Origin of the sequence: Yaniella sp. (assembly GCF_030453185.1) — a bacterium.
Taxonomy (GTDB): domain Bacteria; phylum Actinomycetota; class Actinomycetes; order Actinomycetales; family Micrococcaceae; genus Yaniella.
Window position 1 is genome coordinate 1 of record NZ_JAKDKW010000029.1, and the last position, 26,532, is coordinate 26,532.

Genomic DNA, 26,532 nt, shown 5'->3' on the forward strand with positions numbered 1-26,532 from the left:
GAAAGTTCGAATTCTTCGCCGTGGTCTTCGATTCCTCGAATCACCGCATCAGACATCGCTTTCTGAGCGTAGTCGTGGCGAATTCTTGCGGGGTCTGTCGACAGGTCTTTCAGGAAGGCGACAACCATCAAGATGAGCACCAAACTGAACGGCAGGGCGATCAGGTAGATGAGGCTCTGCAATCCGGAAAGGGCGTCTTCGCCACCGGAGAGCAGCATGACAACCGCAATGCCAAGCATGCAGAGTCCCCAGAAGACCACCAGGCTCTTCTTCGGAGCCGGGTTACCGCGGGAGGTCATCATGCCCATCACAACAGACGCTGAGTCAGCCGCTGTGATGAAGAAGATAGCCAAGACACCGATCAGGATGAACGGCATGATATTACTCAACGGCAAGGTATCAAACAGGTTGAACAGCACGGCCTCGGGTGAAGCGTCGCCGTCGAAACCCTCCACCCCGTTGATCGAATTGATGATCGAGGCTCCACCAAAGACAGTGAAGGCCAGGATCAAGATCAGGGTTGGGATGCCCATGGTGACCAGGGCGAATTCTTTAAGCGTACGTCCACGCGAAATGCGTGCGATGAAGGTACCAACAAATGGTGTCCAAGCAATCCACCAGGCCCAGTAGAACGCTGTCCACCAAGTTTGGAACTCAACTGCCTCCGGCCCCCATGACAGGGATTTCGCCATCATCGGCAGATAGTTATCGATGTAGTGCAGCAAACCGGATGGTACAAGGTTGAGCAGGTAGAGCGTCGGTCCCGCGAAGAATACGAAGAGCACCAGACCAAGGGTCAACGTGATGTTGATATTCGATAGGTACCGAACACCGCGTGAGACGCCGGAGACGGCACTAATAACGAAGCCTGCACCGAGCACACCAATAATAACGATGAGGACGTTATTTCCGATTTCACCGATACCGCTGACCAGGGTAACCCCCTGGCCGATCTGGATGGCTGAGAGACCCAGTGTGGTTGCTGTCCCGAACAGGGTGGCGATAATGGCGAAGATATCGATGAGTTTTCCAGCGAAGCCTTCGGTTTGGGATTTACCGAACAGGGACTGGAAGATCGAAGAAATCAGGGTTGGGCGACCGCGGCGGAACGTTGCATATGCCAAGGCCCCACCGACGAGCGCGTACATGCTCCAGATGTGCAGACCCCAGTGGTAGCTTGCCTGAGATACGCCCTGGTGGATCGCTTCCCGGTTAATCTCAGTATCGCCACCGGCCGATTCCTGCAAGCCATTGATGGTTTCTTGCTGATCTGCCAGGGTGTGTGGCGGCGGATCCACGAAGTAGGCCAGTGGTTCGGAAGGACCGTAGAAGAAGAGTCCAACGCCCAACCCGGCACCGAACATCATGGCGACCCACGAAAAACGCGAGAACTCTGGTTTCTCATCGTCTTTGCCCAGTTTGATTTTGCCGTATTTACCAAAGGCGACATAGAGCATCACGAACAGCCCAACACCCATGGTGAGGTTGAGCAACCAGCCCATATTTTCCATCGCCCAGGAAAAGGCGACGCTGGACACAGATGCCACGGACTCTGGACTAATCAGCCCCCACAGTACAAACGAAACGATAACCGAACCGGTCACGGCAAAGATTGTTTTATCGATGCCGAAATTGCGTTGTTTGTCGTCAATTCCCACACCGGATAGCAGCCCCGGGTGGATGTCTCCTGGATACAGGCCGAGCGCTAACGTTTTGCGGTCGGACCGTAGATCATGCACAAAGGAAGGATCCTGCGGGGATGCTTCCTTTGGACTATCAGGCTCATCGTTGTTCATAAGTCTCTCCTCGAGATCAGTGGGCGCGCTTGCAGCGCAAGAGTGCTTTCGTGTTGAAGCGCGCTCACAGCAGGCGCGCAGGCGACAAGCCATGACATATGGCTATTAGCAGGCTGACACTTTGTCCGTTTTCGTGCTGTTCCGCAGAACAAGAGCCAAGCGTATTCTCGTATGCGATAGATCTACAAGGCAGGACTTCGGACGTTCTTAACGTGCTCTGACACTGGTTTTACTTGAGCCGTGTACAAGCTCGATGTTCTACTGTACTACTCACTACCGGCAGCACTAAATCCTTACGAGGTGTTGCTGGTCTCATGTCCACGTTAATGAGCGCTTTCATACAGTCGACGTAGACAAAAATGACGCTGCACCTGCGAAGTGCAACGCCATTTTTCTTCATTTTGACGAAGGTTCTAAGGTTTTGAGGTCTTAGTCTGTTCCCGCATCGAATGCTGCGTGCAAACCAGCAGCATCCTGATCGGCATCAACATCGACGTCGGAGGCAGCGATCTTCTCGGCGCCACCAACTTCGAGTTCACCCATCAGATCAGCGGTTGGACCGGCCAGGGTACCGCGAGAAGCATACTGCTCCAGGCGGGCGCGGGAGTCGGCGATGTCCAGGTTGCGCATGGTCAGCTGACCGATACGGTCGTCTGGACCAAAGGCTGCGTCGGCAACGCGTTCCATGGACAGTTTTTCTGGGGTGTAAGACAGGTTGTCACCGGTGGTATCCAAGATGGTGTAGTCGTCACCGCGGCGCAGGCGCAGGGTGACTTCACCGGTGATGGCTGAGCCAACCCAGCGCTGGATGGATTCACGGATCATCAGCGACTGTGGATCAAACCAGCGGCCTTCGTACATCAGGCGACCCAGTCGGTAGCCGTTGATGTAGTAGTTCTCGATGGTGTCTTCGTTATGGATCGCATTGAGCAGGCGCTCGTAGGCGATGTGCAGCAGGGCCATACCCGGTGCTTCGTAGATGCCGCGGGATTTGGCTTCAATAATGCGATTTTCGATCTGGTCGGAAACACCCAGGCCGTGGCGGCCACCAATGGTGTTGGCTTCCAGGACCAGTGCGACCGGGTCGGTGTATTCGATGCCATTAATCGCAACGGGCCGACCTTCGTGGAAGCGTACGGAGACTTCTTCGGTCTGGACTTCGACGTCATCGCGCCAGGCAGCGACACCCATGATGGGCTCAACCAAATCCAGGCCGACGTTGAGGTATTCCAGGGATTTGGCTTCGTGGGTGGCGCCCCAGATATTGGCGTCAGTGGAGTACGCTTTTTCGGTGGAGTCACGGTATGGGTAGCCGCGTTCGACCAGCCACTCGGACATTTCTTGGCGACCGCCGAGCTGTTCGACGAATTCCGAGTCCAACCACGGCTTGTAAATCTGCAGGTTCGGGTTGGCCATCAGACCGTAACGGTAGAACCGCTCGATATCGTTGCCCTTGTAGGTCGAGCCGTCGCCCCAGATGTTCACGCCGTCGTCTTTCATAGCGCGAACCAACAGGGTTCCGGTCACAGCACGGCCAAGCGGCGTGGTGTTGAAGTATGTTTTGCCGGCTGATCGCACGTTAAAAGCACCGGTTTGCAAGGCAACGAAGCCTTCTTCAACCAGGGGCTTCTTCGCGTCGATGAACCGAGCGATTTCTGCACCGTACTCTTTGGCACGGTCTACTACACCGTCGATATCTGGCTCATCGTACTGGCCAATATCTGCGGTGTAGGTGCAGGGGATGGAGCCGTTCTCGCGCATCCAAGCGACGGCCACTGACGTATCGAGACCTCCCGAAAAGGCGATACCAACGCGCTCGCCGACGGGTAGGGAAGACAAAACCTTAGACATAGTCTCAAGAATAGTTCTTTAAGGTCCCGATCGCCGAATCGTTGCAGTGAACGACCTCAAAGCCTCAAGTTTTGCTGCCGGTGTCCTAGGCTTGGAACATGTCGAATTCTGCTGCCGATCAACCAAACCGCCTCATTGCCCTGCCGATAGATCAATGGGGTGTCCATGACAATCAGGCTGTTGGCATGGTCATCGGTTCCGACGATTCTGGTGAACGTTTCAATCTTGTGGCTGCAACCGAGGGCAAAGTCGGCTCGGCGGCCTTCCGAAACCGCGAGGATGCCGAAACGGCCGTCAAGATTATCAATGACACGCTGGACTCGCCGGCCACCGGACGCATGGGTGGCCCATTTGTGGTGTTCCGCAAGGGCAAGTTCAAACAGGGCATCCGGTGGGTGGGCTATGACCTCAAAGTGGTCGACGGCGAGCCCACCCCGGACACCGATACCCCGCGTGCCATTGTGTGGCTGTTGCCCGCCTCCGATGAGAAAAGTGTGGCGTTGGTAGATACCCGGGATCCGGAGAACTACCGGCCGGTAGGTTTCTTTCTCACCACCGACGATGCCAATGTCTTCATGGAGGCCATGGATGCCATTGTCGGTTCGATATCGGAACCAACTTAAGAACGGTGCCTACTCGAGCAAACTATTCTTCGTTCGCGTCGTCGTCATCACGGAATAAGAAACCTTCGGGAAGTACGCTCACCGGAATGATCACCAGATCATGAAGCTTCCAGTCGAGATCACTACAGTATTCCCTGGCTTCCTCTAACTCATCTAGCGTCGCCAGTGTTTGACCACGGGGCACCACAAAAGCTTCGGTGTGGAAAACCTGCCCCTGGTCGCGTGCACGCACTCCCGCCTCAGCAACCCAGTCGTATTCTTCCAACACTTCCTGGAGCTCGGTGAGCAGTGGATGAGGGGTGTTGTCATCTGTAGTGGTGATGCGCGCGTCAATGAGGCCAGCTAAAGAACCACGAAGATTCCTGACACCATCACGAATTATACCGATGGAGATGATAACTGCAGCGGTAGCGTCTGCCCACCAGAAGCCCGCCCCGACAAGGAGCAGTCCCCCGCCAGTAGCTAACCCGGTCATCCAGTCGGCCTTATTCATATCGGCATCGGCGTACAACATCTTGTTATGCAGCACGGGGGCAAGTTTTATTTTCATCCGACCAAGAATGACACTCGGAATCGCAACGAGTACTGATGCCACGGCCATGGGCCACCCTGCCCATACGGAGACACCGAAGATTTCCAGCATCCCGATCGGGGGATGCTCGAGGGTAACCAAGCCCATGGCCGATTCAACGAAGAGATAGAGGCCAAAGGTCAAAAGCGCCACCGCAGCGACCAGGTGCCCCACCCCGATGGCGCGATGGAATCCATAGGGATGTCTCGGCGTCGGCCGCCGGCTAATATACCGGACCGCTATGAGGAAGGCGATGGGTGGTATAAACGCTAGGCCATCTTCGATCCACGAAGCCTTCATCGCTTGAGAACTCCCTGCAAGCGAGAAAATCAGGGCTACCGTAAAAATACGAATAACCGTGCTAATCCATTCGAGCCGGACAGCCCGAGCTAATGCGTCCTGCTGCTCCTGTGGGAGGTCGTGCTGCCCGAAGTAATTGGTGTGTCGCGCTGGTTTTGAATTCACGGACGCATCTCCTCGGGCAGTTGTTGATCAACATTTTCGTTCAGCAAGAACTCTTCCAGACTCATCATGAAAGCGTTCTCCCCCATTTGGGTGGCCATCACCTGTTTGTCAGTGCTACCTGCGATCCCTTTTGACTCCGCGTACGACGTCGTGATCGCCGCATCCGATTCCCATGGAGATTTGTCGGTCAGCCCGCCGACGACGACGTCGAGTTCTTGTTCTGCCAGAAGACCGACGAGTTGCTCTTCACCACCGGCCTGCCATTCGACCTCAGCATCGATGCTTTCGGCGTAGTCCTCTAGCAATTCAACTTCGATACCGCCTGGGTTCTCTTCAGTGTTCTCGCCAGAGCTGATATCGGTCCACGGTGGCTCATGCGATATTCCTGCACGGATGGTGCCACCACTGACTCTGTTTAAGGTCCCTTCAGGGTCGGCTGGATAGTGGCCTCCACAACCGACGAGACTAAGCACCACGCCGCACAGCACTATGCACCGCCCGATGCTGCGCAACGTTGATGTGTTGTTATCCTTCATGAGCTCCCTTACGGATAGCCATCGCGGAATATTTCATTTCTTATGCTTGACCTTATGACTCTTCAGGGTGAGAAGCAACGGCCGCAAAACGTTATTCGGCCACACCCGCGCACCTGTGGTTGAGGTCTCCCTCACCCACGCATTCGACGGAGCTTTTGCTGGCTGTTGACATTAGGATCAGTGCGTTGCAAGGCTGGAGGAGTGTCAGAGTTCCCCAAAACATTCTAGGAGGAAACTATGCTGACTGCCCGTGACATCATGACTCCAAGCGCCCAATGCATTCGTGAAAATGATTCGTTGGAACAGGCTGCGCAGATGATGCGCGATCTCGACGTCGGTGCATTGCCAATTTGCGGTGAAGATAACCGCCTCAAGGGCATGCTGACCGACCGTGATATCGCGGTTCTGGCCGTTGCTGAAGGCCGTAACCCTGAAACAGTCAACGCCGGTGAGTTCGGGAAAGAAAAACCCGTAACCATCGGTGCCGACGATTCCATCGATAACGCGATTGCGACCATGAAGGAATACAAAGTACGTCGTCTACCCGTTATTGATGGCAAAGACCTCGTCGGCATGGTTGCCCAGGCTGATATCGCGCGCCACATTTCCGATGACAAGGTCGGTGACCTCGTCGAACTGATTTCGAATTAGCAACCCTCACTACTGGAGGTGTCGTCATGGCAACATGCGATACATGCGGTAACGAATACGACAAAATTTTCAAAATTACCTACGAAGAGCAGACCGGTGTGTTCGACAGTTTCGAATGCGCTATCGCCGGGATGGCCCCGGAATGCGCACACTGTGGCACCAAGATTATTGGCCACGGCGTAGAAGACGCCGAACAGATCTACTGCTGTGCCAACTGTGCACGCAAGGCCGGCCAAAAAGAAGCAACCGACCGGGTCTCCTAGGCCGACCGTAAAACAATCGGGTGATGGCACTGAGCCACCACCCGATTGTTACGTTAAAGAAGTCTAGAGCAAGTGACTATCAAGCAGCTCAGCCAACTGTTGGGGCGCTTCAAGCGGCAGTAAGTGTGCGGCGTTTTTGATGACGGCGGTCGAGCCGTTTTGTACAGCCGAAGAGATCTGCTGGGCATCGGCGACCGTGCACATCTGATCCTGGTCGCCTGCGACCGTAAACAGTGGCAGGGTGATCTCGCCCAACCGGTCTGAGGCGTCGTAATTCGCTAGTGCTTGGCACAGCGCAGCATAGGACTGGTCATCAGCATTGGCCAGTGCCTGTTTTTGGGTATCGAGTTTGCTGTAGTCGTGGAAGCTTTCGGCAACCCACAGCTGAGCCGACATTTCGACCATGGCTTCGGTTCCGGAAAACAGGACCATTTCAGATCGCTCATTCCAGGCTTCGGCCGTGCCAATTTTGGCGGCAGATGCCATTATGGCGATGCCGTCGAAGAGGTTTGCGTGTTCCAGCGCGAGTTCCAGCGCGACGAGGCCGGAGAGCGAAAGCCCTGCAAAGTAGACTTTGGATTCACCACGAATGGTGCCGGTCTGACGCAGGTTTTTGACCAGTTGTGCAATAGTTCCGGCGATTTCGGGGATCGTCACGTCTTCGTGGTGTGCGGGAGATTGTCCGTGGCCAGGCAGATCGATACCGATGACTTGGAACCGGTGGGTCAGATGCTGTGCCATTTCGGTGAAAAGCCCGTTGACGGAGGTTCCCATTCCGGGCCCCACAATAAGGGTGTCCCGAACGTCTGGATCAAAGGAACCGGATTCCGTCAGTCGGATCACGGCAATGTGCGGGTTGGCCACGTTCAATCACTCCACTCTTAGCTGATCAATAAGGCTGGTTCCTCCAGGATAGCTGCCACATCGGCCAAGAAGGCGCCCGCTTCCATCCCATCAACAATTCGATGGTCAAACGAGCCACCCAGCGTGGTAATCCAGCGGGGTTCCATCTGACCGTTGACCACCCACGGCTGCTGGCGGATGGCACCAAACGCGATGATCCCGGATTCTCCCGGATTCAAGATCGGTGTTCCGGTGTCGAGCCCTAGCACCCCGATGTTGGTGATCGTAATCGTGCCGCCGGCCAGTTCCGCAGGCTGGGTTTTACCTTCGCGCGCCCGACCGGTCAACTCTTGGATGGCTTCGGCCATCTGGAGCTGATTCATGTCGTGCGCGTTTTTAATGTTCGGTACGATCAGCCCGCGTTTCGTGGCGGCTGCCAGCCCGAGGTTCACGTAGTGGTGCAGCGAATAAGTATCCCCGTGCCAGGTGGCATTGGCCTGCGGAGTATTCAGCGCAGCCTGAGACACGGCCATCGCTAGGACCAACAGTGGAGACACCCGCACGTTTTCAAACCGCGGGTGCTTCTTCAACGTTTCGAGGTATTCCATGGTGCGGGTGGCATCCACCTGCCGGAACACCGAAATGTGTGGGGCTGAAGTATATGATTCGGTGACGGCTTTGGCTGTCGCCTTGCGGACACCGGTGACTTTGATGCTCTCCGACTCCCCTGCTGCAACGGGTGCAGTGGAGGTTGCGGTGGTCTCCGCTGTGTCAGCTTCGAGCACGGCGTGGACGTCGGCGCGTGTGACTTCCCCGTGCTGTCCTGTCGGAGTAATGGTTGTCAGATCCAGGCCGTGGTCTTTGGCCAGTTTGCGTACCGGTGGTTTGGCCAGCACTTTGGCAAACAGATCGCTTTTCTGCACCGGTTCAGCAGCGGCTTCCGGCACGGGTGCTGGCTCCGGTTCTGATGCAACAGGGGTCTCGGCCTCGGCTGGTGCGGCAGCTCTGGGGCGGCCTCTGCGGCGGCGGCGTCCCGGGGTGTCGGCTTTTGGTCCGGTGCCGACCAGTGGTGCTTGCGGTGCATCGTCGTCATCACCAGCGGTCGAGGTGACTTTGATGCCGATGAAGTTGTCGCCCACGTTGACGGTGTCGCCAACTTCGGCGTAGAGCTCTTCGACGATCCCGGCCCAGGGGCTGGGGATTTCGACCAGGGATTTCGCGGTTTCAATTTCAGCGATCACCTGGTTGACGGTCACGGTGTCGCCGGCTTTAACCATCCAGTTAGCGACGTCTGCTTCGGTGAGCCCTTCGCCTACATCGGGCAGGGTAAAGATCTTCATGTGGTCTCCTTGCGCGGCGGCCTAGTAGGTGAATGTCTCGTCGACGGCGTCCAGGATCCGATCCACCGAGGGGAGGTAATCCTGTTCTAACCGCGACGGTGGATACGGCATGTGGTAGCCGCCCACCCGCTGTACCGGGGCTTCCAGGCTCAAGAAAGCCTGTTCCATGAGCCCGGCGGAGATTTCTGCACCAAATCCGGCAAACGTTGAGGATTCGTGAATGATCACGGCGCGGCCGGTCGTTTTCACCGCATCGGCGATCGTGGTCATGTCCAGTGGCGAGAGTCCGCGGATGTCGAGCACCTGTAGGTCGTAGCCATCTTCGACGCCGGCTTCTGCTGCCGCCAGTGCGGTAGAAACCTGTGGGCCCCAGGCCAGCAGGGTGCCGTCGGTTCCGGGACGTGCTTCAACGGTGGCAAACGGGTTATCCGTTGGCACATCGAAGTCCACTTCGCCACGCACAAAGTAGTGCTTCTTGGGTTCCAGCAGCAACACGGGGTCGGCGGAATCGATCGCCGCACGGGTTACCCAGTAGGCGTCGTGGGCGTTCGAGTAGGTGACCACTTTTAACCCGGCGGTGTGCGCGAAGTAGGCTTCCGGAGATTCAGAGTGGTGTTCTACCGATCCGATACCGCCGCCGTAGGGCAGGCGGATGGTCACGGGGAATTGCTGGCTGCCTTGGAACCTGGAGTGCATTTTGGCCAGCTGGGAGACGATCTGGTCAAAGGCCGGGTAGACGAATCCGTCGAATTGAATTTCGGCAACGGGTACGAAACCCGCCTGCGCGAGTCCGATGGAGGTGCCCACGATGCCGGATTCGCCCAGTGGGGCATCGACAACGCGGTCGGAACCGAACCGGGCAGCCAGTCCTTCGGTTACCCGGTAGACGCCACCCAGGGCGCCAATGTCTTCACCTTGTAGCAGCACGCGTTCATCGGTGGCCAGTGCATCACCCAGGGCACGGTTGACGGCCTGGCCGACGGTGAGCTTTTTGGTACCGGTTGCGACCTCATCAAATACGGTGGTCATGACGCATCCTCGTCTTCCATCCAACGGTCAAATGCCACAGCCTGAGCATCCACGAGGGGGTGCTCTTCGGCGTAGACGAGGTCAAATTTTTCTCGCAGTGAGATCGTATCCGGAGCATCAACGATCTTCTCGCGCAGGTTGACGGCTAGTTGCTCGCTTTCGGCCGCGATTTCATCAAAGAACGCATCGGTGTAGTCGAAACGACGGCGCAAATACTGTTCAGTGCGCACCATCGGATCGGATTGGGCGTACTGGGATTCTTCTTCGCTGGTGCGGTATTTCGTGGGGTCGTCCGCTGTGGTGTGAGCACCCATGCGGTAGGTGTGCGCTTCCACCAGGACTGGTCCCCCGCCACGACGTGCGTGATCAACCGCGTGGTCCATCACCGCGGCCGTTGCGATCGGATCGTTGCCGTCAACCGCAAAGCCCTCAAACCCGTAGCCCTTGGCACGCTTGAACAGCGGGACCTTGGATTGGACTTCAAACGGGGTGGAAATGGCCCAGTAGTTGTTCTGGATAAAGAAGACCACCGGGGTATCAAAGGAAGCGGCAAAGACCATGGCTTCGTGAATATCGCCTTCGGTTGAGGCGCCGTCACCGAAGCAGGCTACGGCAACGCGACCTTCTTCTGCCCGGCGAGCGTCGGTCCATCCGCGCTGTTGTTGAGCGATCCCCCATCCGTAGCCGACAGCGTGTGGGACCTGGGCGGCCAGCACAACGGTGTAGGGCTGCATGTTGTAGTCGCTGGGCTTCCAGCCGGCGTGGACGGCACCGCGGAAGAAATCGAAAACTTTTTCATCGGGGATGCCGCGGCCGCGTGCCATGACATGTTCGCGATACGTCGGGAAGATCCAGTCGCGGTCTTGCAGGGCAGTGACGGCCCCGGCCTGTGCGGCTTCTTGGCCCAGGGATGGTGTCCAGAGCACCAGTTGACCCTGGCGTTGAAGGTTGACGCCTTCTTCATCAATGCGGCGGGTGTTCGCCATGAGGCGGTACATTTCGGCCACGCGCTCGTGGTCGATTGCGGTGGCGTCATCAACAAAAGCTTTGGCGCTCTCGGTGGGATCGATAAATCCATCGGCGGAAAGAACCCCGATGGCTTCTTCGGGCAGCTGATGCCCGGTCGGCGACGAGATGGTAGACATATGCACTTCTCCTGGTCAGAGATGATCGTTGGCTCTTCGGGTTATGAATCGCAACGAAATTTCCGTGATTTCTCCTCATCTTACCCAATGGTGGCGGGCTCAGGTGAGGCGAATCACAGGTATTCTACACACTCTGACTGCACAAGTGAACAGCTCGCTATACGCACTCAATGTCCACTGGTCAGGCGTGCATCTGGGCTGCGCTGTCGCGGAGATGTACGCACCTCGGCAATGCCGCGGATGCATCGTCGGTGAGCTAATCTCAACTCGCCAAACTCCTGGAATTATTCCACCATCAGTATGACTCAGCGACCGTGCTCCACGTGTGATCGAATTCACGACAGGAACTCGTTTTCTCGCGGCGTTTCGCTTGGAGCGCGGCTTTTTCGCCATAGCCACACGCAAGTTTGTAGACTCGGAAGACACAGCTGGTTTAGGCGAAAGGAAGACAGAATGACTGCTTCACAAAATGTATTGGTTGCCGGTGCCGGGTTGATTGGCCTCTGCACCGCATACTCCCTGGCACGTGCCGGACACCGCGTCACCTTGATCGACAAGGAAGAAGTCGGCGCGGGCGCAGCACGCGGCAACGCCGGTGAAATCACTCGAATTCAAGCCACCCCCATGCCCGAACCAGAGCAACTGACAGAAATCTTCAAAGGTGTGACCACTCGTCGTCACTACCTCAACATCGCACCCGTTGCGATGCCACTACTGTCGGGATTCGGCGCCGGATTCATCTACAACACCGTGCCCTCCAAGGTTCGCGAAAACACCCGCAACCTAGATCAGCTGGTACGCGGAGCATTTGCCGCCTTTGATTCCTACCACGAGGATGGCATTTCGCTCGACGGCGGCGGCTTCGGTTTCCTGAATAGCCACGTGTCCGCTGACGCCCTGCAGAAATTCCGCGACGGCCAGGTACGCCGCGCTGACCTGTTCGGCATCGAGCGTCCGGGACAGATCATGCTCGACAGTGACCTGCACGATTTCGAACCTGTGCTCGATGAGCATGTCCGTGCAGGCTTTGTTGCCAACACGGAACGCTACATTGACCCCCGCCTCTTCATCGACGAACTCCACGAGAAGCTGCTAGAACTCGACGTAGAAATCTTGGAGCACACCGAACTGGTGGGCTTGAACAACAACACCGCCACCATGCGCGGCGCCGAGGGTGAAACCGCTCGCGGCTTCGACAAAGCCATCGTGGCCACCGGTGCTTGGACCACCCCGTCGATCGAAGGGCTCTCCAGCACTCGCTCCGCGTTTGTCACCTCGGGCACCGGCTACTCCTACCACGTGAAACCCGATCGTCTACCCGGCTACCTGCTGGCATCGATCGACCGCAAAACCATTGGCGTACCGATGTCGGGCGAGCTGCGTGTTGTTGGGCTCATGGACTTCTCTTCCGAGATTCAAGAATTCTCAGCTCAGCGTGTGGAACACCTGGCCTCGCAGGCTTCGGCCTTCATCAAGGGCATCGGCGATAAGCCACGCTTTGACGAATGGACCGGCCCACGCCCGATGACCCCAAATGGTCTACCCATCATTTCCCCGACGAAGCAGCACCCGAACGTGATTGTGGCAACCGGTCACAACATGCACGGACTCTCCTTGGGCCCGGTCACCGCCGAAGTCGTCGTCTCGATGGTCGAAGGCCGCCCAGGTGTTGTCTCTGGCTCAGAAATCGACATGAAACCTTTCGCCCTGTAACCAGCCCCCGTTTTATTCGGCGAAGTCGGTAGCCACCTGAATCAACCGATCATTGGCTTCGACTTCGCCGATCGATACGCGAACACCTTCCGGCGCGAAAGCGCGTACTGATAACGCCTGCGCCCCGCAAGCATCTGCGAAGGCCTGAGATTTTTCACCCAGTGGCAGCCACACAAAATTCGCTTCGGTTGCCGGAGGGTTGTACCCCAACGCATCCAGGGCTCTCCACACACGGCGTCGTTCACCGACCACCTTTTCTGTGTTAGCCATGACTTCGTCCATATTGGACAACGACGCATAAGCTGCTTCAACGCCGACGGTTGAGGTCGGAAACGCTGACATGACGGTTCGCATAGGCGCACAAATTTGCTCCGGGGCAACCGCATAGCCCACCCGCAGATTTGCTAAACCATGAGCTTTTGAAAACGTCCGCAGTACGGCGACATTTGAAAATTCCCGGTAGAGCTCCAGATAGTTCACCACGCCGTCGTTCCGCACGAATTCAACATAGGCACCATCAATGACCACCAGGATGTGCTCTGGAACTCGTTCAATGAATTCTCGGACGGCCTGTTCCGTCAGCACGGGACCGGTTGGGTTGTTTGGTGTACACAGCACAATGATTCGCGTGCGATCGGTAATGGCCTCCAACATCGCCTCGAGATCGTGTTCACCATTATCCTGAACCGGCACCATCACATCATTGGCGCCAGCGGAGCGGATCACGATCGGGTAGGCCTCAAATGACCGCCACGGAATAATGACCTCATCTAATGCGCCGTCTTCCCCGGTTCCCGCATAGGTTTGCACCAGTGCGGTGAACACGCCCAGCGACCCTGCTCCAACGACGACATCTTCTATCGGCACATGATAGGTCTCGCCGATCAACGTACGCAGTTGGGTATACGTGGTTTCCGGATAGCGCTGCACAAGCTCCGACGTAGCGGCGGTAACTATAGCATCCGTTGCAGCTTTGATCGGCGCATACGGGTTCTCGTTTGAGGCGAGTTTATACGGCGTGAGCCCCTCGATCGCGGCAGGCGGCTTGCCTGATTGATATAGGGGCAGCTTTTTGAGCACGGGACGCGGGTACACAGCAGAAGAATCCATGACAACCAGTCTAGCGATAGCCTCCGGAGGGATGGCCCCTTGCTGAACGTTACGCCTTTCCCAGCCGGGTCATGATGGCTTGGGCGCCGCGATGCAGGGTTTCCGCAATGTGGGCTTCGTCGAGCTGTTGACGCGGATAGACCACGGCAAGGGTTGCTGGCAACTGCCCTGCGGCCATCAGCGGCACCGCCACCGAACTGACGCCGGGAATCACCTCGTCAAACGACGAGGCATGCCCATCGCGCAGCGCCTGCTCGAGATCAGCACGGGCTTTGTTCGACAATTCCAGCTCTTCAATATCAGCCCGCTGCTGGGGTGTCAGGCCGGACAGTAGGGCAATGCCGGGAGCACCACGATCGAGATGATGGCGCGTGCCCGGGTGCTGTGTCAGCGCATGTGAAGTGGTGGCCTCAACGGTCACCAGCGTGAAGCAATCCGCCCCTTGGGCCACCGCGATAAAACACGACATCCCCAGCTCATCGGCGATCTTCGTCATGATCGGCAGGCCCACGGTTTGCAGGGAGTTTTCGACGCCGCGCGCCAGGTTGGTCAAGCCAGCTGCCGGATGAATCTTCCCGGCCTCGTCGCGACGTACAAGATAATGCGCCTCCAGCGTTCGCAGGAGTCTGTATGCAGCAGAACGATGCACACCGAGCTGTTGCGCTACCTGACCGATGGACGGTGCGATATCCGCCGCACACACTAGCTCCAACAGTTCTATTCCGCGCGACAACGTCAACGAAAGACTGCCACCTGCACTATCAGACATCGCGTCTCCTCAGCAATCCGATTTGTCATCCTCGCCCCACAGTGTGTAGGCTCACACTTACTATTTCACTAATTGAACACCATGTTCGAATATAGAGCAACTTCAGTTTCTTGGAACGTTGCGAGCCGTACAGGAGTTAAGTCATGCAATTTCACCATCACGGATATGTCTCCACTCAACCGCGCGTCAAGCCAGCAGCGGGAGTCGGTCTGGATCGCCCGGATGAACTTCCAGACACCATGGACGTGATGATCGTTGGCTCCGGGCCGGCCGGCATGACCACGGCAGCCACCCTGTCGTCCTACCCGGATGTACACACACGCCTCATTGAGCGTCGCGAAGGTCGTCTTGTGCTGGGTCAGGCCGACGGCATTCAGGCTCGCTCGGTGGAAACCTTCGACTACTTTGGTTTCGCCGACGAAATCACAAACGAAGCCTACTGGCTGACTGAAATGAACTTCTGGAACCCGGATGAAAACAACCCAGAAAACATTGTGCGTACCTCACGCACCCTGGATGATCCAACCGGCATTTCCGAGTTTAAGCACCTCATCGTGAACCAGGCTCGCGTTCTGGATTACTTCGCAGAATTCGCTGAGCGTTCACCATCACGCTTGAAGCCAGACTACGGTTACGAATTCATTTCCCAGACCATAGACAACGACCACGAATACCCGATCGAGGTCACCCTCAAGATCACCGCCGGCCCGAATGCCGGCGAAACTCGCACGGTTCGTACCAGGTACCTCGTCGGTGCTGAAGGTGCGCACTCGCCGGTTCGTAAGTCCATCGGCCGCACACCAATCGGCGACAAGTCGGACCACGCCTGGGGCGTCATGGACGTGCTGGTTGAAACCGATTTCCCAGATATTCGCACGAAGTGTGCAATCCAGTCCAACGACGGTGGATCCATCCTGCTCATTCCTCGTGAAGGTGGCTACCTGGTTCGCTTCTACGTGGACCTCGGCGATGTTGACCCCAACGATGCCGGTGCGGTTCGCAAGACTCCGCTAGAGGAAATCATTCGGCATGCCAACGATATCCTGCACCCGTACACGGTAGAGGTCAAAGACGTTGCCTGGTGGTCCGTCTACGAAGTTGGTCACCGCGTGACCGATAAGTTCGATGACGTCGACGATGGCCAAGAAGCGCAGAAGAATCCACGGATCTTCGTCACCGGCGATGCATGCCACACCCACTCGGCGAAAGCCGGCCAGGGCATGAACGTTTCAATCCAGGATGGCTTCAATCTCGGGTGGAAGATCGGCCAAGTAGCTTCCGGGTATTCGGATATGTCGTTGTTGCACACGTACTCAGGTGAACGTCAGGAAGTCGCCCAGAACCTTATCGACTTTGACAAAAAATGGTCCTCACTGATGGCAGCAAAACCAGAAGATCTGCCATCCAAGGACTACGTTGCAGAGTTCTACTTGAAGACCTTCGAATTCCCAGCCGGCTTCATGACCGAGTACAAGCCGTCCGTACTGACCACAGACACAGCCCACCAGGATCTGGCCAAGGGTTACGAAATTGGCAAACGCTTCAAATCTGCCAAGGTCTCCCGCATTTCGGATACCAACCCGTTGCAGCTGGGTCACCTCCACGAGGCTGATGGTCGCTGGCGCATTTACGTCTTCGGTGACGACAAGGCTCAGACCGATGCCGCGAATAAAGCCAATAGCTTTGGCGAATGGCTCGGCACCAACGCCAACTCACCGGTCATTAAATACACCCGCGAAGGCGAAGACCTCAACAGCGTCTTTGACGCCAAGGTCATCTACCAGCAGCCAAAAGAAGAGATCGAGTTGCTCGAAACTCCACAGATCTTCCGTCCGAGTGTTGGCCCGCTGCAGCTCACCGACCTGAACAACGTGTTCGGTGTTCTAACCGATGACAGCATCTTCGAAACATTCGAGATCTCATCCGCAGGTGCAGTCGTCGTGGTTCGTCCTGACGGCTACATCTCAACTGTCCAGCCACTGGACGCAACCGATGCGATTGGTGCATTCTTCGACGGTATCTTCACACCGCAGAACTAGTTGTCACTGTTCGAAATCACCGGCGGCACCCTTTTGGGTGCCGCCGGTTTTTCGTGGCAAGATTATCCTATGCGTTTTATTCTTCGAACTATCGTGACCGCGGCATCCTTCTGGGTTGCCCTCTGGATTCTGCCCGGCATGGAGCTGACTTCAGATATCGGTGTCCCAGACACCGGTGAATCCATCGTCTCTCTGCTCATCGTCTCGGTAGTTTTTGGGCTCATCAACGGTGTCGTCCGGCCAATCGTCAGCTTCTTATCGCTGCCGATCACGTGTCTGACACTGGGACTGTTCACCCTGGTGATCAATGCTGCGATGCTGTCATTGACCGTCTGGGCCACCTCCTTTCTTCCCGTCCATGTGACCATCGACAGTTTCTTCTGGACCACCATCCTGGCGGCCCTGATTATCGCGGTGGTCTCAACCATTGTGAACCGGTTAATCTCCACCGTGGCACCAACGCACTAACCACTTTTACCGCTGCGGAGCTGTACCGGTCAGCCACTGTTCCATCGGCCTGGCCCCGATGATGCTCTGTGGTTTTGTCCGGCCAGCCTCAACCCCGTGAGCCGGACCGTTCGGATGTCGGGTGGGCGGAACCTTTTGACGGTCCAGATGAAATTGCTGGACTGCCACGGGACCGCCCATTTTTTGTTCAATCTTGCCCAGCGGAATCTCGGTCGCGTGCTGAACTTCCGGGTCTTCTAACGCTTTGGACAACTGCCCGTTGATGAGCCCCAGATTGTGTTCTGCCCCGAAGATCCCAGCATCGATTTCTTCATCCGGATACCCTTCAACTTCAATGGTCGTTCGATTGAGCCGACCCTCATTACTCGCCCCGGTCAACGCCGGAACCTTGTCATGCTCATGCTCCACGTGGACGAGATTTGTGCTCATATCATCCGTGCTTCGATGACCCGTATACGCTGCAACCGTCAGCACATCGGAGACCTCGTACTTGGCCCTAACTTTCTGACCTAGGCCCACGTTCATGGCGTGGGCCCCACCCTGGCTATAGCCCATCGGGATAACGGTCGCTCCTACTGGAACCCCCGCTTGTTCCAAGATGTCGAGCGTGGTGTTTTCTACATGCGGTGAGTCTGCTGCCGAAGACTCGACGAAACCGGCAATCCCAAAGGCTGCGTTGTCCGCGAGTGCACCCAGCACCCCGCCATCTTCACCCACCGGAGTGGTGCCTGGATAGATCACCGCATAGGCATCGGTACCGTTCTGCTGTTGGATCTTCGCGACCGTCACGGTGTCATGGTCGTAACCATATTCCTGGAGCAAGTTCATCGATTTCAGCGACCCGTCGCCGCTAATCGCTTCTCGTGTTTGCCAGCCGTTCTCATCTGGATCCTGGGTGATATTTGTCGTGTCGTATGGCGCCATCTTCAGCAGTCCGAAATGGCCCAGCGCGTGAGCCAAGGTCCCGATGGTGCGTTGTGTTGGTGGGACATCCCAGAGGTTTTCGTCGAAACCCGACATCCAACCGATCGTATTACCGGCCACGTATTTTGACCCGGGAACCATCGTATCCAGGGTCGTAAACGCTGACTCTATCGAAGTCCACGCCGCACCTGTGGTGCCGCGAATCGCTATCTCGTAGACGTCGTTGGGGACATTGGCATCGGTGGTGACTCCAACAATGCTCATCGCTAACGCCAACGGGGTGAACGCCACATCGACTGCCCTGGTGATCTGCTGTTCGGCTTCCAGATACGAATTCACCGCGAAATCCACGCCAGTTCGTAGCGCTTCCACCTCGGCTCGCATGGTCAACAGGCCGGTCGAGATCGCCACCGTATTGGCTCCGATCAACGGCCCCTGCGGCGTCATGATCGTAATTCCGGCCAACAGCCCGCCGGCGACGGTGGCTTCGCCGGCTAACCGCATGGACTGATCGGTCGCCTCTTGTAAATGCCCCACACCCAGCGCCAACTCATCGAGATTGGCCCGCCAGTGGGTTGGGCCGCCGGTGACTTTAGCACTCATGCGCACATCCCGGCCACCGCTGTGCCGGCAGTCGAGCCCACTGCGCTCCGTGCCGCCGCCAGCAAGGTTTGCAAACTAGCGATCATAATGCGCAGCTCATCGATCCCCTGGCCGGCCAGCGTTGCCGTTTGCATAGAAGTTTCACGTAGCTTGTGCGCATGTTCCTGCCGGGTCCCCACTGCTTCGCGAAACGCGTTGCCCGCCGGTGAGTGCCACTCCAACTGCACTGTGGCCGCTAATTTGTCATGCACCTGTTCGATTCCAGCGCTCACCTCGCGCAATTTTGCCACCAGCTGTTCCAGCACCTCAATCTGTGAGGCCAACATATTCAAGCCGGTTTCAGCGATCGAGGGACTCGTGACAAACTGCTGCACCGCACTCGAAGCCATGTCGCAAGCACCATCGGACACCAGGCTGATACCGGCACCGATCTCGGCCGGGCTGGGGATTACCACCGACATCATCGCATTCTCCTTCTGTGGTCACGTCCGAAACATTGGGCTCAGACTAAAACCACAGACACCACGGCAGATGCGCGATGGTCGGTTTGTGGAGAAGTTGGATGGGCAGCTGCAGCTGTGGATATGGCCGCCCAGCAGGCGAATGGGCCGTCACGGCTGCGACATTGTTCCGTAGCTTGGGTTTCCGGTGGCAGAATAAGACCATGACTGAAAATTTGCGTGTTCGATTGGCCGATACTGATATTCCTCTAGGACCCCTCGATGGTCGCTACCGCGGTTACGTTGCGGATTTGGTGGACCACCTCTCCGAGGCGGCGCTCAACCGCAACCGCGTCCACGTCGAAGTGGAGTGGTTTATTCATTTGGCCGACGGCCAGGTCGTCCCCGGCCTACAGCGCCTCACCGATGCGCAGCGTGATGGGTTGCGCGCCATCGTTACCGAATTCGACGAAGCCTCAATTTCGGAATTGGCCGAGACCGAAGCCATCACCGTCCACGATGTCAAAGCCGTTGAATACTTCATCGCCAACCGCCTCGACGCTCTGGGACTGGGCCATTTGGGCTCGCTCGTGCATTTCGCCTGTACGTCCGAGGACATCAACAACCTGTCCTATGCCCTTGGCGTGCGCGATGCGATCACCGATGTGTGGCTCCCTGCTGCCCAGAAGATGGTGGATGCCATCGCCACCACTGCCAACACCGCCGTAGAGACCCCAATGTTGTCTCGCACTCACGGCCAGCCGGCTACTCCGACCACGTTGGGCAAAGAACTCGCGGTCTTCGTGCACCGTTTGAACCGTCAGCTGCACCGCATCGCCAACCAGCAATACATGGGCAAAATCAATGGTGCCACCGGTACTTATGCCGCCCATGTTGCAGCAGTGCCACACGCTAACTGGCCGGTTATTGCTCAAGACTTCGTTGAAGGTCTAGGCCTGACATTCAACCCGCTGACCACCCAGATTGAAAACCACGACTGGATGTCAGAACTCTACGACGACGTCGCACGGTTCAACCAAATTCTGCACGGTTTTTGCGTGGACGTGTGGAGCTACATTTCCATCGGCTACTTCGCGCAGATCCCGGTCGAAGGTGCCACCGGCTCCTCAACGATGCCGCATAAGGTCAACCCCATCCGCTTCGAAAATGCCGAGGCCAACCTGGAATTGTCGAACGCCCTGCTGAACTCGCTGGGTTCCACACTCATCGAATCACGCTGGCAGCGCGACCTGACTGACTCGACATCACAGCGCAATATTGGCGTTGCCTTTGGCCACTCGATTCTGGCCATGAACAACGTCACCCGCGGTATGGGTCAGCTCGATGTTGCGGAAGACGCCCTAGCCGCCGATTTAGAAACCAACTGGGAAGTCCTGGGCGAAGCAATTCAAACCGTGATGCGTGCAGAATCCATCGCCGGAACCGAGGGCATGGACAACCCCTATGAGCGCCTCAAGGACCTGACTCGAGGCCAGCGGGTAGATGCTGAACGGATGCGTGAATTCGTCGGCGAGCTCGGGCTGTCCGACGCCGCAGAACAGCGCCTCAAGGACCTGACACCGCAGACCTACACCGGTCTGGCCTCCGACCTTGCTCGGGAGCACCTCGACTACTAGGACTCACGTCTAACACAGAACTCCGGGATGCCCACTGGGCGTCCCGGAGTTCTTTGGTGTGAGTGGGAAGTGCCTTTGCAGGCAACGTTTTGAAGCTGGCTTAGCCAGTAGCGCCCGGGCTCAGGGCTGAGTGCGCAAACTCGGTAGAGACATTGATATTGACCATCGCAACCCCGGTGCCTTGCGCAAGCCATTGGGTAAACACTTCGAGGTCTTCCATAGTGTTCACTGTGATGCCGGTAGCACCCATCGCTTCACCAATCGCCGCGAAATCTAGTTGTGGCAAATACATGGCAGTTGGATCGGCTCCGAGCACCGCGTACTGGTGAATCTCGGCACCATAGGCGGCGTCATTGATAATCACAACGGCACCGTGCTCCGTGGTTTCAATAAACGTGGCCAAATCAGCCAGCGCCATTTGTCCGCCGCCGTCACCGGAGACACAGACCGTGAATTTCTCCGGACTACCCACCGAGGCACCAACGGCAGAGCCAAAGCCGAGACCAATCGACTGGAAGGCTGTCCCGACGCCGATAAATGACGCCGGATCAGGGATCTCGACGCGTTCGGCAATCCACGCCATGAAATGTCCGCCGTCCACCACAATCTGGCGGTTACTCGGCAGGATGGTGTTCAGTTCGGCGGCCACATGCCGGGGGTTTAGGCGACCGTCGCTACCGTAGCGGGGTTCCTGGTCGATGGTGTCATGGTCGACCAAGTCGACTAGTTCGTCGCGATAGGTTGAGGATTTCGGGTGCCTTTTTTCCACGGCTGCCAGCAAGCGCGGCAGCACATCGGTGAGATCCCCAAAGACGGTATTGGCCTGGGGTAGTGAGAGGTTCCAGCGGTCGTTCAGATCCACACGGTGGATGTTGTCGGTGCCAAACAATTGGCCCTTACGGGTTTGGAAGTTGTTGCTGGTGGCCCCCAAAATGAGGACCATGTCTGCGGCACGCACGGCGGGCAGACGGTCTTCGGGCGTAAAGCCGCCGGCCGTTCCCAGAGTATGCGGGGACCCGGTGACGTTGGAGGCGGTCAGCGAGTGCATAAAGACAGCACCAACGGCGTCACCAATTTCCCGTGCCATCGGACCGGTTTGGGTACGGACGACTCCCCCGCCGGTCAAAATCAGTGGTCGTTCGGCCGCCACGAGCGTGCCGGCCAAAGCCTCGATCTGCGCGTCATGTACTTTTGGCCCTTCGATGGGCTCATATGATGGCGACGCAGGTTCAGCCGTAACTGCGGCAGCAGTGAGATCATGGGGCACCATCACCACCACGGGCTCTTGCCCGTCGGCAGCCATATCAAACGCTCGGTTGGTGAGCTCAGCTGCATTGTCCTCACCGATGGTGAGCATGGGGATGTTGAGTCCGGCTGTTACGGTCTGCTGGTCAATGTCGAATGGACGACGACCGGTAGTTGGCGCCTCCCCCACGACGACGACCATGGGGATGCGAGCCAGCTGAGCTTCAGCCAGGCCGGTTACCATGTTGGTAAAGCCGGCACCGTAGGTTGCGGTGGCCACAGCCAGCTTTCCGGTAGCGCGGTAGTACGCGTCGGACGCAGTAACGGCCGCGACCTCGTGACGCACAGTAGTGAAAGGGAATTTCGCAGAGGTCAGTGTAGAGATCAGGTCAACGTTGCCGTTGCCTATCAAGCCGAAGACCATGTCAACCCGTTGCGTGATGACGCTTGCGATCACATCTGCCACTGTTTTGTGCTGTACCGGCGACTGCACCATATTTTTCCTCCCGACAAGTTATACTGTGAACACACTCACTCAGCACAGCAGAAAGTTCAACTGTGAAAAAATAAGTTGAGCATAGTGCGCACCTCACACCATCCGGAAGGACATAATGGCAAGCTCAGACCAGAAGCGTGGACTGGACGGCCTGGACGCCAGGCTCCTACTCGAACTCATAGAACAGCCGGATGCAACCACCGTTGCCCTGGCGCAGCGACTCTCGGTTTCGCGAAATACCATCCAGGCCAGACTGCAAAAACTCAGCCAGGGAACCCTCGAATCGTTTCAACGCCGCGTCTCGCCGCGCACAATGGGGTATGACGTCGAGGCCTTCATGAACGCCTCGATTCGGCAAGGCTACGACAGGGAGACCATGAAAACCCTGGCAGAAATCCCAGAGGTGTTGGAAATCTTTGCGACGACCGGCGACGCTGATCTCCGCCTCACCGTCACGGCACGTTCCACCGACGACCTCTACCGGGTGAACCGGTTGATCCTAGATATCCCTGACATCGTTCGGACCTCGACATCGGTGGTATTGCGCGAGTTCTTGGCCTATCGCACGAAGCCGCTGTTGGAGCGCATCGTCGAGTAGGGCGACGCAGGATTATTCGTCGTCGAGGAGAAACGCCCCGCGGTTGGTCAGGGCGTAGATGAGGTCATCTTGGGTGACGATGGCTTCACTGCGCATCACAGCGGCCTTGGCTGCTGATCGAGCAGCGATGGTGAGCTCGGCTTGTGAGAGACCGCCGAAGTATTGCTCATAGATATCAACTTCGTTCATCACCGGAGCTGGTGCACGATCGCCCAGTTCACTGCGAATAATGCGCATCGCTTCTGTCGGGGTGGGCAGTGAGAAGTTCAGCACGGTATCGAAATGCCGGAACATCGATCGGTCCAATACCCCGCGGCGGTTCGTTGCGGCAATTGCCAACGAGCCCTTCCCCAGTACCTCGACAAACAGCAGGAACGCCTTGAATACTCGACGAATCATGCCCGACGAGGTGTCGTCGCCGATGGTATCGAACACGTCGAACAGGTAGACAGCCCGGCGTCGGGCCAGCCGGTCAAAGACTTCGCGTAGCGACGGAACATCTTCTTCGGCGGAATACACGTTGAGCAAATTATCCAAGTAGACCGTGACCAACGGTATCCCCATTTGCGAGGCGATCACCTCGGCGGTGGCCGTCTTGCCGGTACCGGCGGGCCCCTCCATCAACAGACGGTGGGCCGGTGTAAAACCGAAATCACGAAGTAATGCGGCGTGCTCATGCTCTTCGAGCACGTGGCGAACGCGTTCGATGAGTTCGAATGAAATCGTCAGCTCATCGAATTTCGCGTCGGGTCGTGACACCTGAATGAATTCTGCGAGATCGGAGTCGATGTCGACGCCCAGATCATCTTCTTCAACCGTCTGGAGCTCCACGGCCTCTCCGCGGGCATGTTCAATCGCCTCGCGAATTTCTGACGCAGCGTTACGCCGTCCTTCAGTGAGCTCTCGGTGCGCGACATCTAACGCGACCGCATAAAAACCGTCTTCATCGCCTGCGGCGTGATTCGCCACCATAGCAGCTATGTCGTGGCTTAAACCTGACATTGTTTGTATCAAATCCTTGGAAAACTCAATCGGTGCGATACTACCATCAACTATAGTTATAGTGCCGACCACTTTGGAAAGGTGCCATGGGCTTCGTAAGCATAGCAGCACTGGTCGGCCTCGCATTTCTTGATGCGTCCACGCTCTCGACCTTGCTGATCCCCTTATGGCTGTTGGCCCGCCCAGGAGCATTTCAGCCCCGCAGGCTCGTCACGTACCTGACCGTCACCGCTGGAACATATTTCTTACTCGGTTTCGCCGTCCTCGTCGTAGCCCACCAGTTCATTGATGCATACTTAGCAACCCTGCAGAGTCCGCTCGCCGGTCAGGTTGCCATAGGGCTCGGCGCGGTGGTGATTGTCATGGGCATTATTGGCCTGCTAAGGAGCCGGCGCGAAGCTCAGCCCGGTACCTCCGCCATGACTCGATTGCGTGACCGAGCCCTGGAATCTCGCACCTCGGTGGCCACGCTGGCGTTTTCCGCCATTGTGATTGAAGTAGCCACCATGTGGCCCTACCTGGTGGGCATCAGTCTGATCGCAGCCAATGGGCCGGGCCTACCGCTGGATATCTTCTGGTTGGCGTTGTACAACGTGATCATGGTGCTGCCTGCAAGCATCCTTACCTGGGCACGCACCAAGTACCCAGAACAGACTGGCCTCTTACTGTCGAAAACCCGCGAAACCATGACCTCTGCCGGATCCAACTTCACTGCTTGGCTGGCCATCCTGATCGGTGCCTGGATCATCATCGCCCAACTGCTCTAACAAACTACACTGAACACCATGTCTTCAGAACCCGTCGATCACACCCTGCCAGCTCCGCCATCTGGTCCTGCAATTCCATGGCGCCAGGTGACCTTGTTTATCATCGTCACCTTTGCACTGACCTGGCTGGTCGTCTTGCCGCTCTATTTCATCGACGAGCCGCGACTCTTCCAAACTTTATATCTGCCCATCGCGCTGCTCATGATGGGCATCCCAGCATTTGTCTCGTGGGGCATCGTGTGCAAAACGCAACCGAAAGGTCAGCGCGCTGCCGCGCTAGGATTCAGCCGCCCACGCCCCGTCGGGAAATTTCTAGGGTATCTAGGGTTGGCCTTCATCATTCCGATCGGCATCGTCCTACTCAGCCTGCCGATCGCTGCAGCACTGGGGCTCTATACCCCTGATCTCGCAAATTTCTCTGGGCTACAGCAAGTGTTTGAGGAGGCAGGTGCCGGCAGCATGCCGGTTGAAATGATGCTGCTGAGCCAGATCGTCAATGTCGTCATCGCAGCGTGGGTGTTGAACGTGCTCCCAGCGCTAGGTGAAGAAATCGGTTGGCGCGGCTGGCTGACACCGCAGCTACTCCCGCTCGGTGCCATCCCGACAATCGCCATCACCGGTGTGATCTGGGGTCTCTGGCACACACCGCTGATCCTCTTGGGCCATAATTACCCGCACCTACCGGGCTGGCAGGCCGTAATATTCATGGTCGTGTTCTGCATACTCATCGGTGGCATCTTGGCTTGGCTGAGCATCCGTACTCGATCAGTGTGGCCCGCAGCTCTCGGGCATTCCACGATCAACGCCATCGGGGGCCTGCCACTGATCTTTTCTGCAGACACGACCTTTGATACCGCACACGTTGGCATCACCGGGACCACCGGATGGATTGTGACCGGTATCGTCCTGGTCGTGTTGCTGGTGTTGAAATCTTTCAAACCAGCGCCAGTGCCTGCCGTGGATCCGCGTGCTGCGTGGCCCTCTGACTACTTGCCGTCGAATACCTCCGGCCCTCAGTAACAGCTCGCGCAATCCTACGGGGCAAAAACGACCGGGTGCATGAACCAAGAGACAAGCTCGATGCTCATCAGCTCAATTCATGGATCTCGCGTTTAGAAACGTCTTGCGACAGCACCAACGAGATGAGGCTGATCGCGGTGAAGCTCATCCACAAGATAGCTACAAGGTGCAGCGAGCCACCGCCGGCAGCAGCCAACGCGGTAGCCATCATCGGGGTGAATCCGGCGCCCAATACTGCTGCCATCTGATACCCGATGGACGCCCCTGAGTAGCGGACGTGTGTTGGGAAGAGTTCACCAGCATAGGCTCCGTATGGGCCGGCAGTGAAGCCTTGTACCAGTGAGAGTCCAAGAATGATCGCGACCATGAAGGCCATGGCTGATCCCATCTCCAACAACCACATCACCGGGAATGCAAGGACGATCCCCACGATGTTTCCCCAGATGAGGACGCGACGGCGACCCAGACGATCCGACAGACGTGATGCAATCACAATGAAAACAATGGTGAAGACACCACCCAGCGCCTTCATGTTGAGCACATCGGATTGCTGCAGGACAGCTTGCTGCACGGCGTACGAGATTGCCC

General features: G+C 57.2%; 25 protein-coding genes. 10 read left to right on the forward strand and 15 right to left on the reverse strand.

Annotated elements, in window-relative coordinates; translation table 11 throughout:
• On the reverse strand, positions 1–1,796 hold a 1,796-nt coding region (locus tag L0H14_RS06045), incomplete at its 3' end, for a BCCT family transporter (RefSeq protein ID WP_301421500.1).
• 429 nt (positions 1,797–2,225) lie between these two features.
• Complete coding sequence (argG, locus tag L0H14_RS06050; protein ID WP_301418291.1) at positions 2,226–3,647, reverse strand: argininosuccinate synthase; 1,422 nt, start codon at positions 3,645–3,647, stop codon at positions 2,226–2,228.
• Positions 3,648–3,745: 98 nt separating this feature from the next.
• On the opposite strand from argG, the gene L0H14_RS06055 reads away from it, so the two are divergent.
• Positions 3,746–4,270 carry a hypothetical protein gene (locus tag L0H14_RS06055; RefSeq protein ID WP_301421501.1) on the forward strand — a complete coding sequence of 175 codons (525 nt, stop codon included), beginning with the start codon at positions 3,746–3,748 and terminating at the stop codon, positions 4,268–4,270.
• A gap of 22 nt (positions 4,271–4,292) precedes the next feature.
• On the opposite strand, the gene L0H14_RS06060 is transcribed toward L0H14_RS06055, so the two are convergent.
• Together L0H14_RS06060 and L0H14_RS06065 are read right to left on the reverse strand one after the other, a co-directional pair.
• The gene (locus L0H14_RS06060; protein WP_301418288.1) at positions 4,293–5,306 is read right to left on the reverse strand and encodes a cation transporter; all 1,014 of its coding nucleotides are present in this window, start codon (positions 5,304–5,306) and stop codon (positions 4,293–4,295) included.
• Positions 5,303–5,842 carry a transporter substrate-binding domain-containing protein gene (locus L0H14_RS06065; RefSeq protein ID WP_301421502.1) on the reverse strand — a complete coding sequence of 180 codons (540 nt, stop codon included), beginning with the start codon at positions 5,840–5,842 and terminating at the stop codon, positions 5,303–5,305. Before L0H14_RS06065 ends, L0H14_RS06060 begins: the two co-directional genes overlap by 4 nt.
• 237 nt (positions 5,843–6,079) lie before the next feature.
• Here L0H14_RS06065 and L0H14_RS06070 point away from each other — a divergent pair, with 237 nt between their 5' ends.
• A complete protein-coding gene (locus L0H14_RS06070; protein ID WP_301418284.1) occupies positions 6,080–6,493 on the forward strand; it encodes a CBS domain-containing protein in 414 nt (137 codons plus the stop codon).
• A 26-nt stretch (positions 6,494–6,519) separates the two neighbouring features.
• Positions 6,520–6,756 carry a hypothetical protein gene (locus L0H14_RS06075; RefSeq protein ID WP_301418282.1) on the forward strand — a complete coding sequence of 79 codons (237 nt, stop codon included), beginning with the start codon at positions 6,520–6,522 and terminating at the stop codon, positions 6,754–6,756.
• A gap of 63 nt (positions 6,757–6,819) precedes the next feature.
• On the opposite strand, the gene L0H14_RS06080 is transcribed toward L0H14_RS06075, so the two are convergent.
• Genes L0H14_RS06080 through L0H14_RS06095 form a run of 4 tightly spaced genes read right to left on the reverse strand, consistent with a single transcriptional unit; the run spans position 6,820 to position 11,113 of the window.
• Positions 6,820–7,620, reverse strand: coding sequence for an alpha/beta fold hydrolase (locus L0H14_RS06080; protein ID WP_301418280.1), 801 nt, complete (start codon positions 7,618–7,620; stop codon positions 6,820–6,822).
• A gap of 17 nt (positions 7,621–7,637) precedes the next feature.
• Positions 7,638–8,939 (reverse strand): dihydrolipoamide acetyltransferase family protein, encoded by a 1,302-nt coding sequence (locus L0H14_RS06085; RefSeq protein WP_301421503.1) that lies wholly within the window; start codon positions 8,937–8,939, stop codon positions 7,638–7,640.
• Positions 8,940–8,960: 21 nt separating this feature from the next.
• The gene (locus L0H14_RS06090) at positions 8,961–9,968 is read right to left on the reverse strand and encodes an alpha-ketoacid dehydrogenase subunit beta (RefSeq protein WP_301418277.1); all 1,008 of its coding nucleotides are present in this window, start codon (positions 9,966–9,968) and stop codon (positions 8,961–8,963) included.
• Positions 9,965–11,113, reverse strand: coding sequence for a thiamine pyrophosphate-dependent enzyme (locus L0H14_RS06095; protein ID WP_301421504.1), 1,149 nt, complete (start codon positions 11,111–11,113; stop codon positions 9,965–9,967). The genes L0H14_RS06090 and L0H14_RS06095 overlap by 4 nt, the downstream gene beginning before the upstream one ends.
• A gap of 453 nt (positions 11,114–11,566) precedes the next feature.
• Here L0H14_RS06095 and L0H14_RS06100 point away from each other — a divergent pair, with 453 nt between their 5' ends.
• Positions 11,567–12,826, forward strand: a complete 1,260-nt coding sequence (locus tag L0H14_RS06100; RefSeq protein WP_301421505.1) for an FAD-binding oxidoreductase — start codon at positions 11,567–11,569, stop codon at positions 12,824–12,826.
• Between the two features lie 12 nt (positions 12,827–12,838).
• Here L0H14_RS06100 and L0H14_RS06105 read toward each other — a convergent pair whose 3' ends face one another.
• A complete protein-coding gene (locus tag L0H14_RS06105; RefSeq protein ID WP_301418272.1) occupies positions 12,839–13,936 on the reverse strand; it encodes a histidinol-phosphate transaminase in 1,098 nt (365 codons plus the stop codon).
• Positions 13,937–13,985: 49 nt separating this feature from the next.
• Positions 13,986–14,705, reverse strand: a complete 720-nt coding sequence (locus L0H14_RS06110) for an IclR family transcriptional regulator (RefSeq protein WP_301418270.1) — start codon at positions 14,703–14,705, stop codon at positions 13,986–13,988.
• A gap of 143 nt (positions 14,706–14,848) precedes the next feature.
• Between L0H14_RS06110 and L0H14_RS06115 the strand changes: the two genes are divergently transcribed.
• Both L0H14_RS06115 and L0H14_RS06120 read left to right on the forward strand, forming a co-directional pair.
• The gene (locus L0H14_RS06115) at positions 14,849–16,744 is read left to right on the forward strand and encodes an FAD-dependent monooxygenase (RefSeq protein WP_301421506.1); all 1,896 of its coding nucleotides are present in this window, start codon (positions 14,849–14,851) and stop codon (positions 16,742–16,744) included.
• A 69-nt stretch (positions 16,745–16,813) separates the two neighbouring features.
• On the forward strand, positions 16,814–17,212 hold the full coding sequence (locus L0H14_RS06120) for a phage holin family protein (RefSeq protein ID WP_301418266.1): 399 nt from the start codon (positions 16,814–16,816) through the stop codon (positions 17,210–17,212).
• Positions 17,213–17,218: 6 nt separating this feature from the next.
• Here the strand turns inward: L0H14_RS06120 and L0H14_RS06125 are convergent, their stop codons facing one another.
• A complete protein-coding gene (locus L0H14_RS06125) occupies positions 17,219–18,739 on the reverse strand; it encodes a hypothetical protein (protein WP_301418264.1) in 1,521 nt (506 codons plus the stop codon).
• Positions 18,736–19,203, reverse strand: coding sequence for a hypothetical protein (locus tag L0H14_RS06130; protein ID WP_301418262.1), 468 nt, complete (start codon positions 19,201–19,203; stop codon positions 18,736–18,738). The genes L0H14_RS06125 and L0H14_RS06130 overlap by 4 nt, the downstream gene beginning before the upstream one ends.
• A 200-nt stretch (positions 19,204–19,403) precedes the next feature.
• Between L0H14_RS06130 and purB the strand changes: the two genes are divergently transcribed.
• Positions 19,404–20,816, forward strand: coding sequence for an adenylosuccinate lyase (gene purB, locus L0H14_RS06135; RefSeq protein ID WP_301418260.1), 1,413 nt, complete (start codon positions 19,404–19,406; stop codon positions 20,814–20,816).
• Positions 20,817–20,916: 100 nt separating this feature from the next.
• On the opposite strand, the gene L0H14_RS06140 is transcribed toward purB, so the two are convergent.
• Positions 20,917–22,557, reverse strand: coding sequence for a thiamine pyrophosphate-binding protein (locus tag L0H14_RS06140; RefSeq protein WP_301418258.1), 1,641 nt, complete (start codon positions 22,555–22,557; stop codon positions 20,917–20,919).
• Between the two features lie 115 nt (positions 22,558–22,672).
• Here L0H14_RS06140 and L0H14_RS06145 point away from each other — a divergent pair, with 115 nt between their 5' ends.
• Positions 22,673–23,155, forward strand: a complete 483-nt coding sequence (locus L0H14_RS06145; protein ID WP_301418256.1) for an Lrp/AsnC family transcriptional regulator — start codon at positions 22,673–22,675, stop codon at positions 23,153–23,155.
• Positions 23,156–23,167: 12 nt separating this feature from the next.
• Here the strand turns inward: L0H14_RS06145 and L0H14_RS06150 are convergent, their stop codons facing one another.
• Entirely contained in the window at positions 23,168–24,157 is a 990-nt protein-coding gene (locus L0H14_RS06150; RefSeq protein ID WP_301418254.1) for an ATP-binding protein, read from the reverse strand.
• 86 nt (positions 24,158–24,243) lie between these two features.
• Between L0H14_RS06150 and L0H14_RS06155 the strand changes: the two genes are divergently transcribed.
• A complete protein-coding gene (locus L0H14_RS06155) occupies positions 24,244–24,924 on the forward strand; it encodes a GAP family protein (protein WP_301418252.1) in 681 nt (226 codons plus the stop codon).
• A gap of 18 nt (positions 24,925–24,942) precedes the next feature.
• Positions 24,943–25,944, forward strand: coding sequence for a CPBP family intramembrane glutamic endopeptidase (locus L0H14_RS06160; RefSeq protein ID WP_301418250.1), 1,002 nt, complete (start codon positions 24,943–24,945; stop codon positions 25,942–25,944).
• Positions 25,945–26,011: 67 nt separating this feature from the next.
• On the opposite strand, the gene L0H14_RS06165 is transcribed toward L0H14_RS06160, so the two are convergent.
• Positions 26,012–26,532 (reverse strand): MFS transporter (locus tag L0H14_RS06165; RefSeq protein WP_301421507.1); only part of this gene is annotated, 521 nt, incomplete at its 5' end.

Bases quoted from the DNA above. Each gene is read 5' to 3' on its own strand.
- L0H14_RS06155 (WP_301418252.1), top strand. From the start codon at position 24,244: ATGGGCTTCGTAAGCATAGCAGCACTGGTCGGCCTCGCATTTCTTGAT.
- purB (WP_301418260.1), top strand. From the start codon at position 19,404: ATGACTGAAAATTTGCGTGTTCGATTGGCCGATACTGATATTCCTCTA.
- L0H14_RS06095 (WP_301421504.1), bottom strand. From the start codon at position 11,113: ATGTCTACCATCTCGTCGCCGACCGGGCATCAGCTGCCCGAAGAAGCC.
- L0H14_RS06070 (WP_301418284.1), top strand. From the start codon at position 6,080: ATGCTGACTGCCCGTGACATCATGACTCCAAGCGCCCAATGCATTCGT.
- L0H14_RS06105 (WP_301418272.1), bottom strand. From the start codon at position 13,936: ATGGATTCTTCTGCTGTGTACCCGCGTCCCGTGCTCAAAAAGCTGCCC.
- L0H14_RS06140 (WP_301418258.1), bottom strand. From the start codon at position 22,557: ATGGTGCAGTCGCCGGTACAGCACAAAACAGTGGCAGATGTGATCGCA.
- L0H14_RS06085 (WP_301421503.1), bottom strand. From the start codon at position 8,939: ATGAAGATCTTTACCCTGCCCGATGTAGGCGAAGGGCTCACCGAAGCA.
- L0H14_RS06115 (WP_301421506.1), top strand. From the start codon at position 14,849: ATGCAATTTCACCATCACGGATATGTCTCCACTCAACCGCGCGTCAAG.
- L0H14_RS06065 (WP_301421502.1), bottom strand. From the start codon at position 5,842: ATGAAGGATAACAACACATCAACGTTGCGCAGCATCGGGCGGTGCATA.
- L0H14_RS06150 (WP_301418254.1), bottom strand. From the start codon at position 24,157: ATGTCAGGTTTAAGCCACGACATAGCTGCTATGGTGGCGAATCACGCC.
- L0H14_RS06125 (WP_301418264.1), bottom strand. From the start codon at position 18,739: ATGAGTGCTAAAGTCACCGGCGGCCCAACCCACTGGCGGGCCAATCTC.
- L0H14_RS06100 (WP_301421505.1), top strand. From the start codon at position 11,567: ATGACTGCTTCACAAAATGTATTGGTTGCCGGTGCCGGGTTGATTGGC.
- L0H14_RS06110 (WP_301418270.1), bottom strand. From the start codon at position 14,705: ATGTCTGATAGTGCAGGTGGCAGTCTTTCGTTGACGTTGTCGCGCGGA.
- L0H14_RS06075 (WP_301418282.1), top strand. From the start codon at position 6,520: ATGGCAACATGCGATACATGCGGTAACGAATACGACAAAATTTTCAAA.
- L0H14_RS06090 (WP_301418277.1), bottom strand. From the start codon at position 9,968: ATGACCACCGTATTTGATGAGGTCGCAACCGGTACCAAAAAGCTCACC.
- L0H14_RS06145 (WP_301418256.1), top strand. From the start codon at position 22,673: ATGGCAAGCTCAGACCAGAAGCGTGGACTGGACGGCCTGGACGCCAGG.
- L0H14_RS06160 (WP_301418250.1), top strand. From the start codon at position 24,943: ATGTCTTCAGAACCCGTCGATCACACCCTGCCAGCTCCGCCATCTGGT.
- L0H14_RS06120 (WP_301418266.1), top strand. From the start codon at position 16,814: ATGCGTTTTATTCTTCGAACTATCGTGACCGCGGCATCCTTCTGGGTT.
- argG (WP_301418291.1), bottom strand. From the start codon at position 3,647: ATGTCTAAGGTTTTGTCTTCCCTACCCGTCGGCGAGCGCGTTGGTATC.
- L0H14_RS06130 (WP_301418262.1), bottom strand. From the start codon at position 19,203: ATGATGTCGGTGGTAATCCCCAGCCCGGCCGAGATCGGTGCCGGTATC.
- L0H14_RS06055 (WP_301421501.1), top strand. From the start codon at position 3,746: ATGTCGAATTCTGCTGCCGATCAACCAAACCGCCTCATTGCCCTGCCG.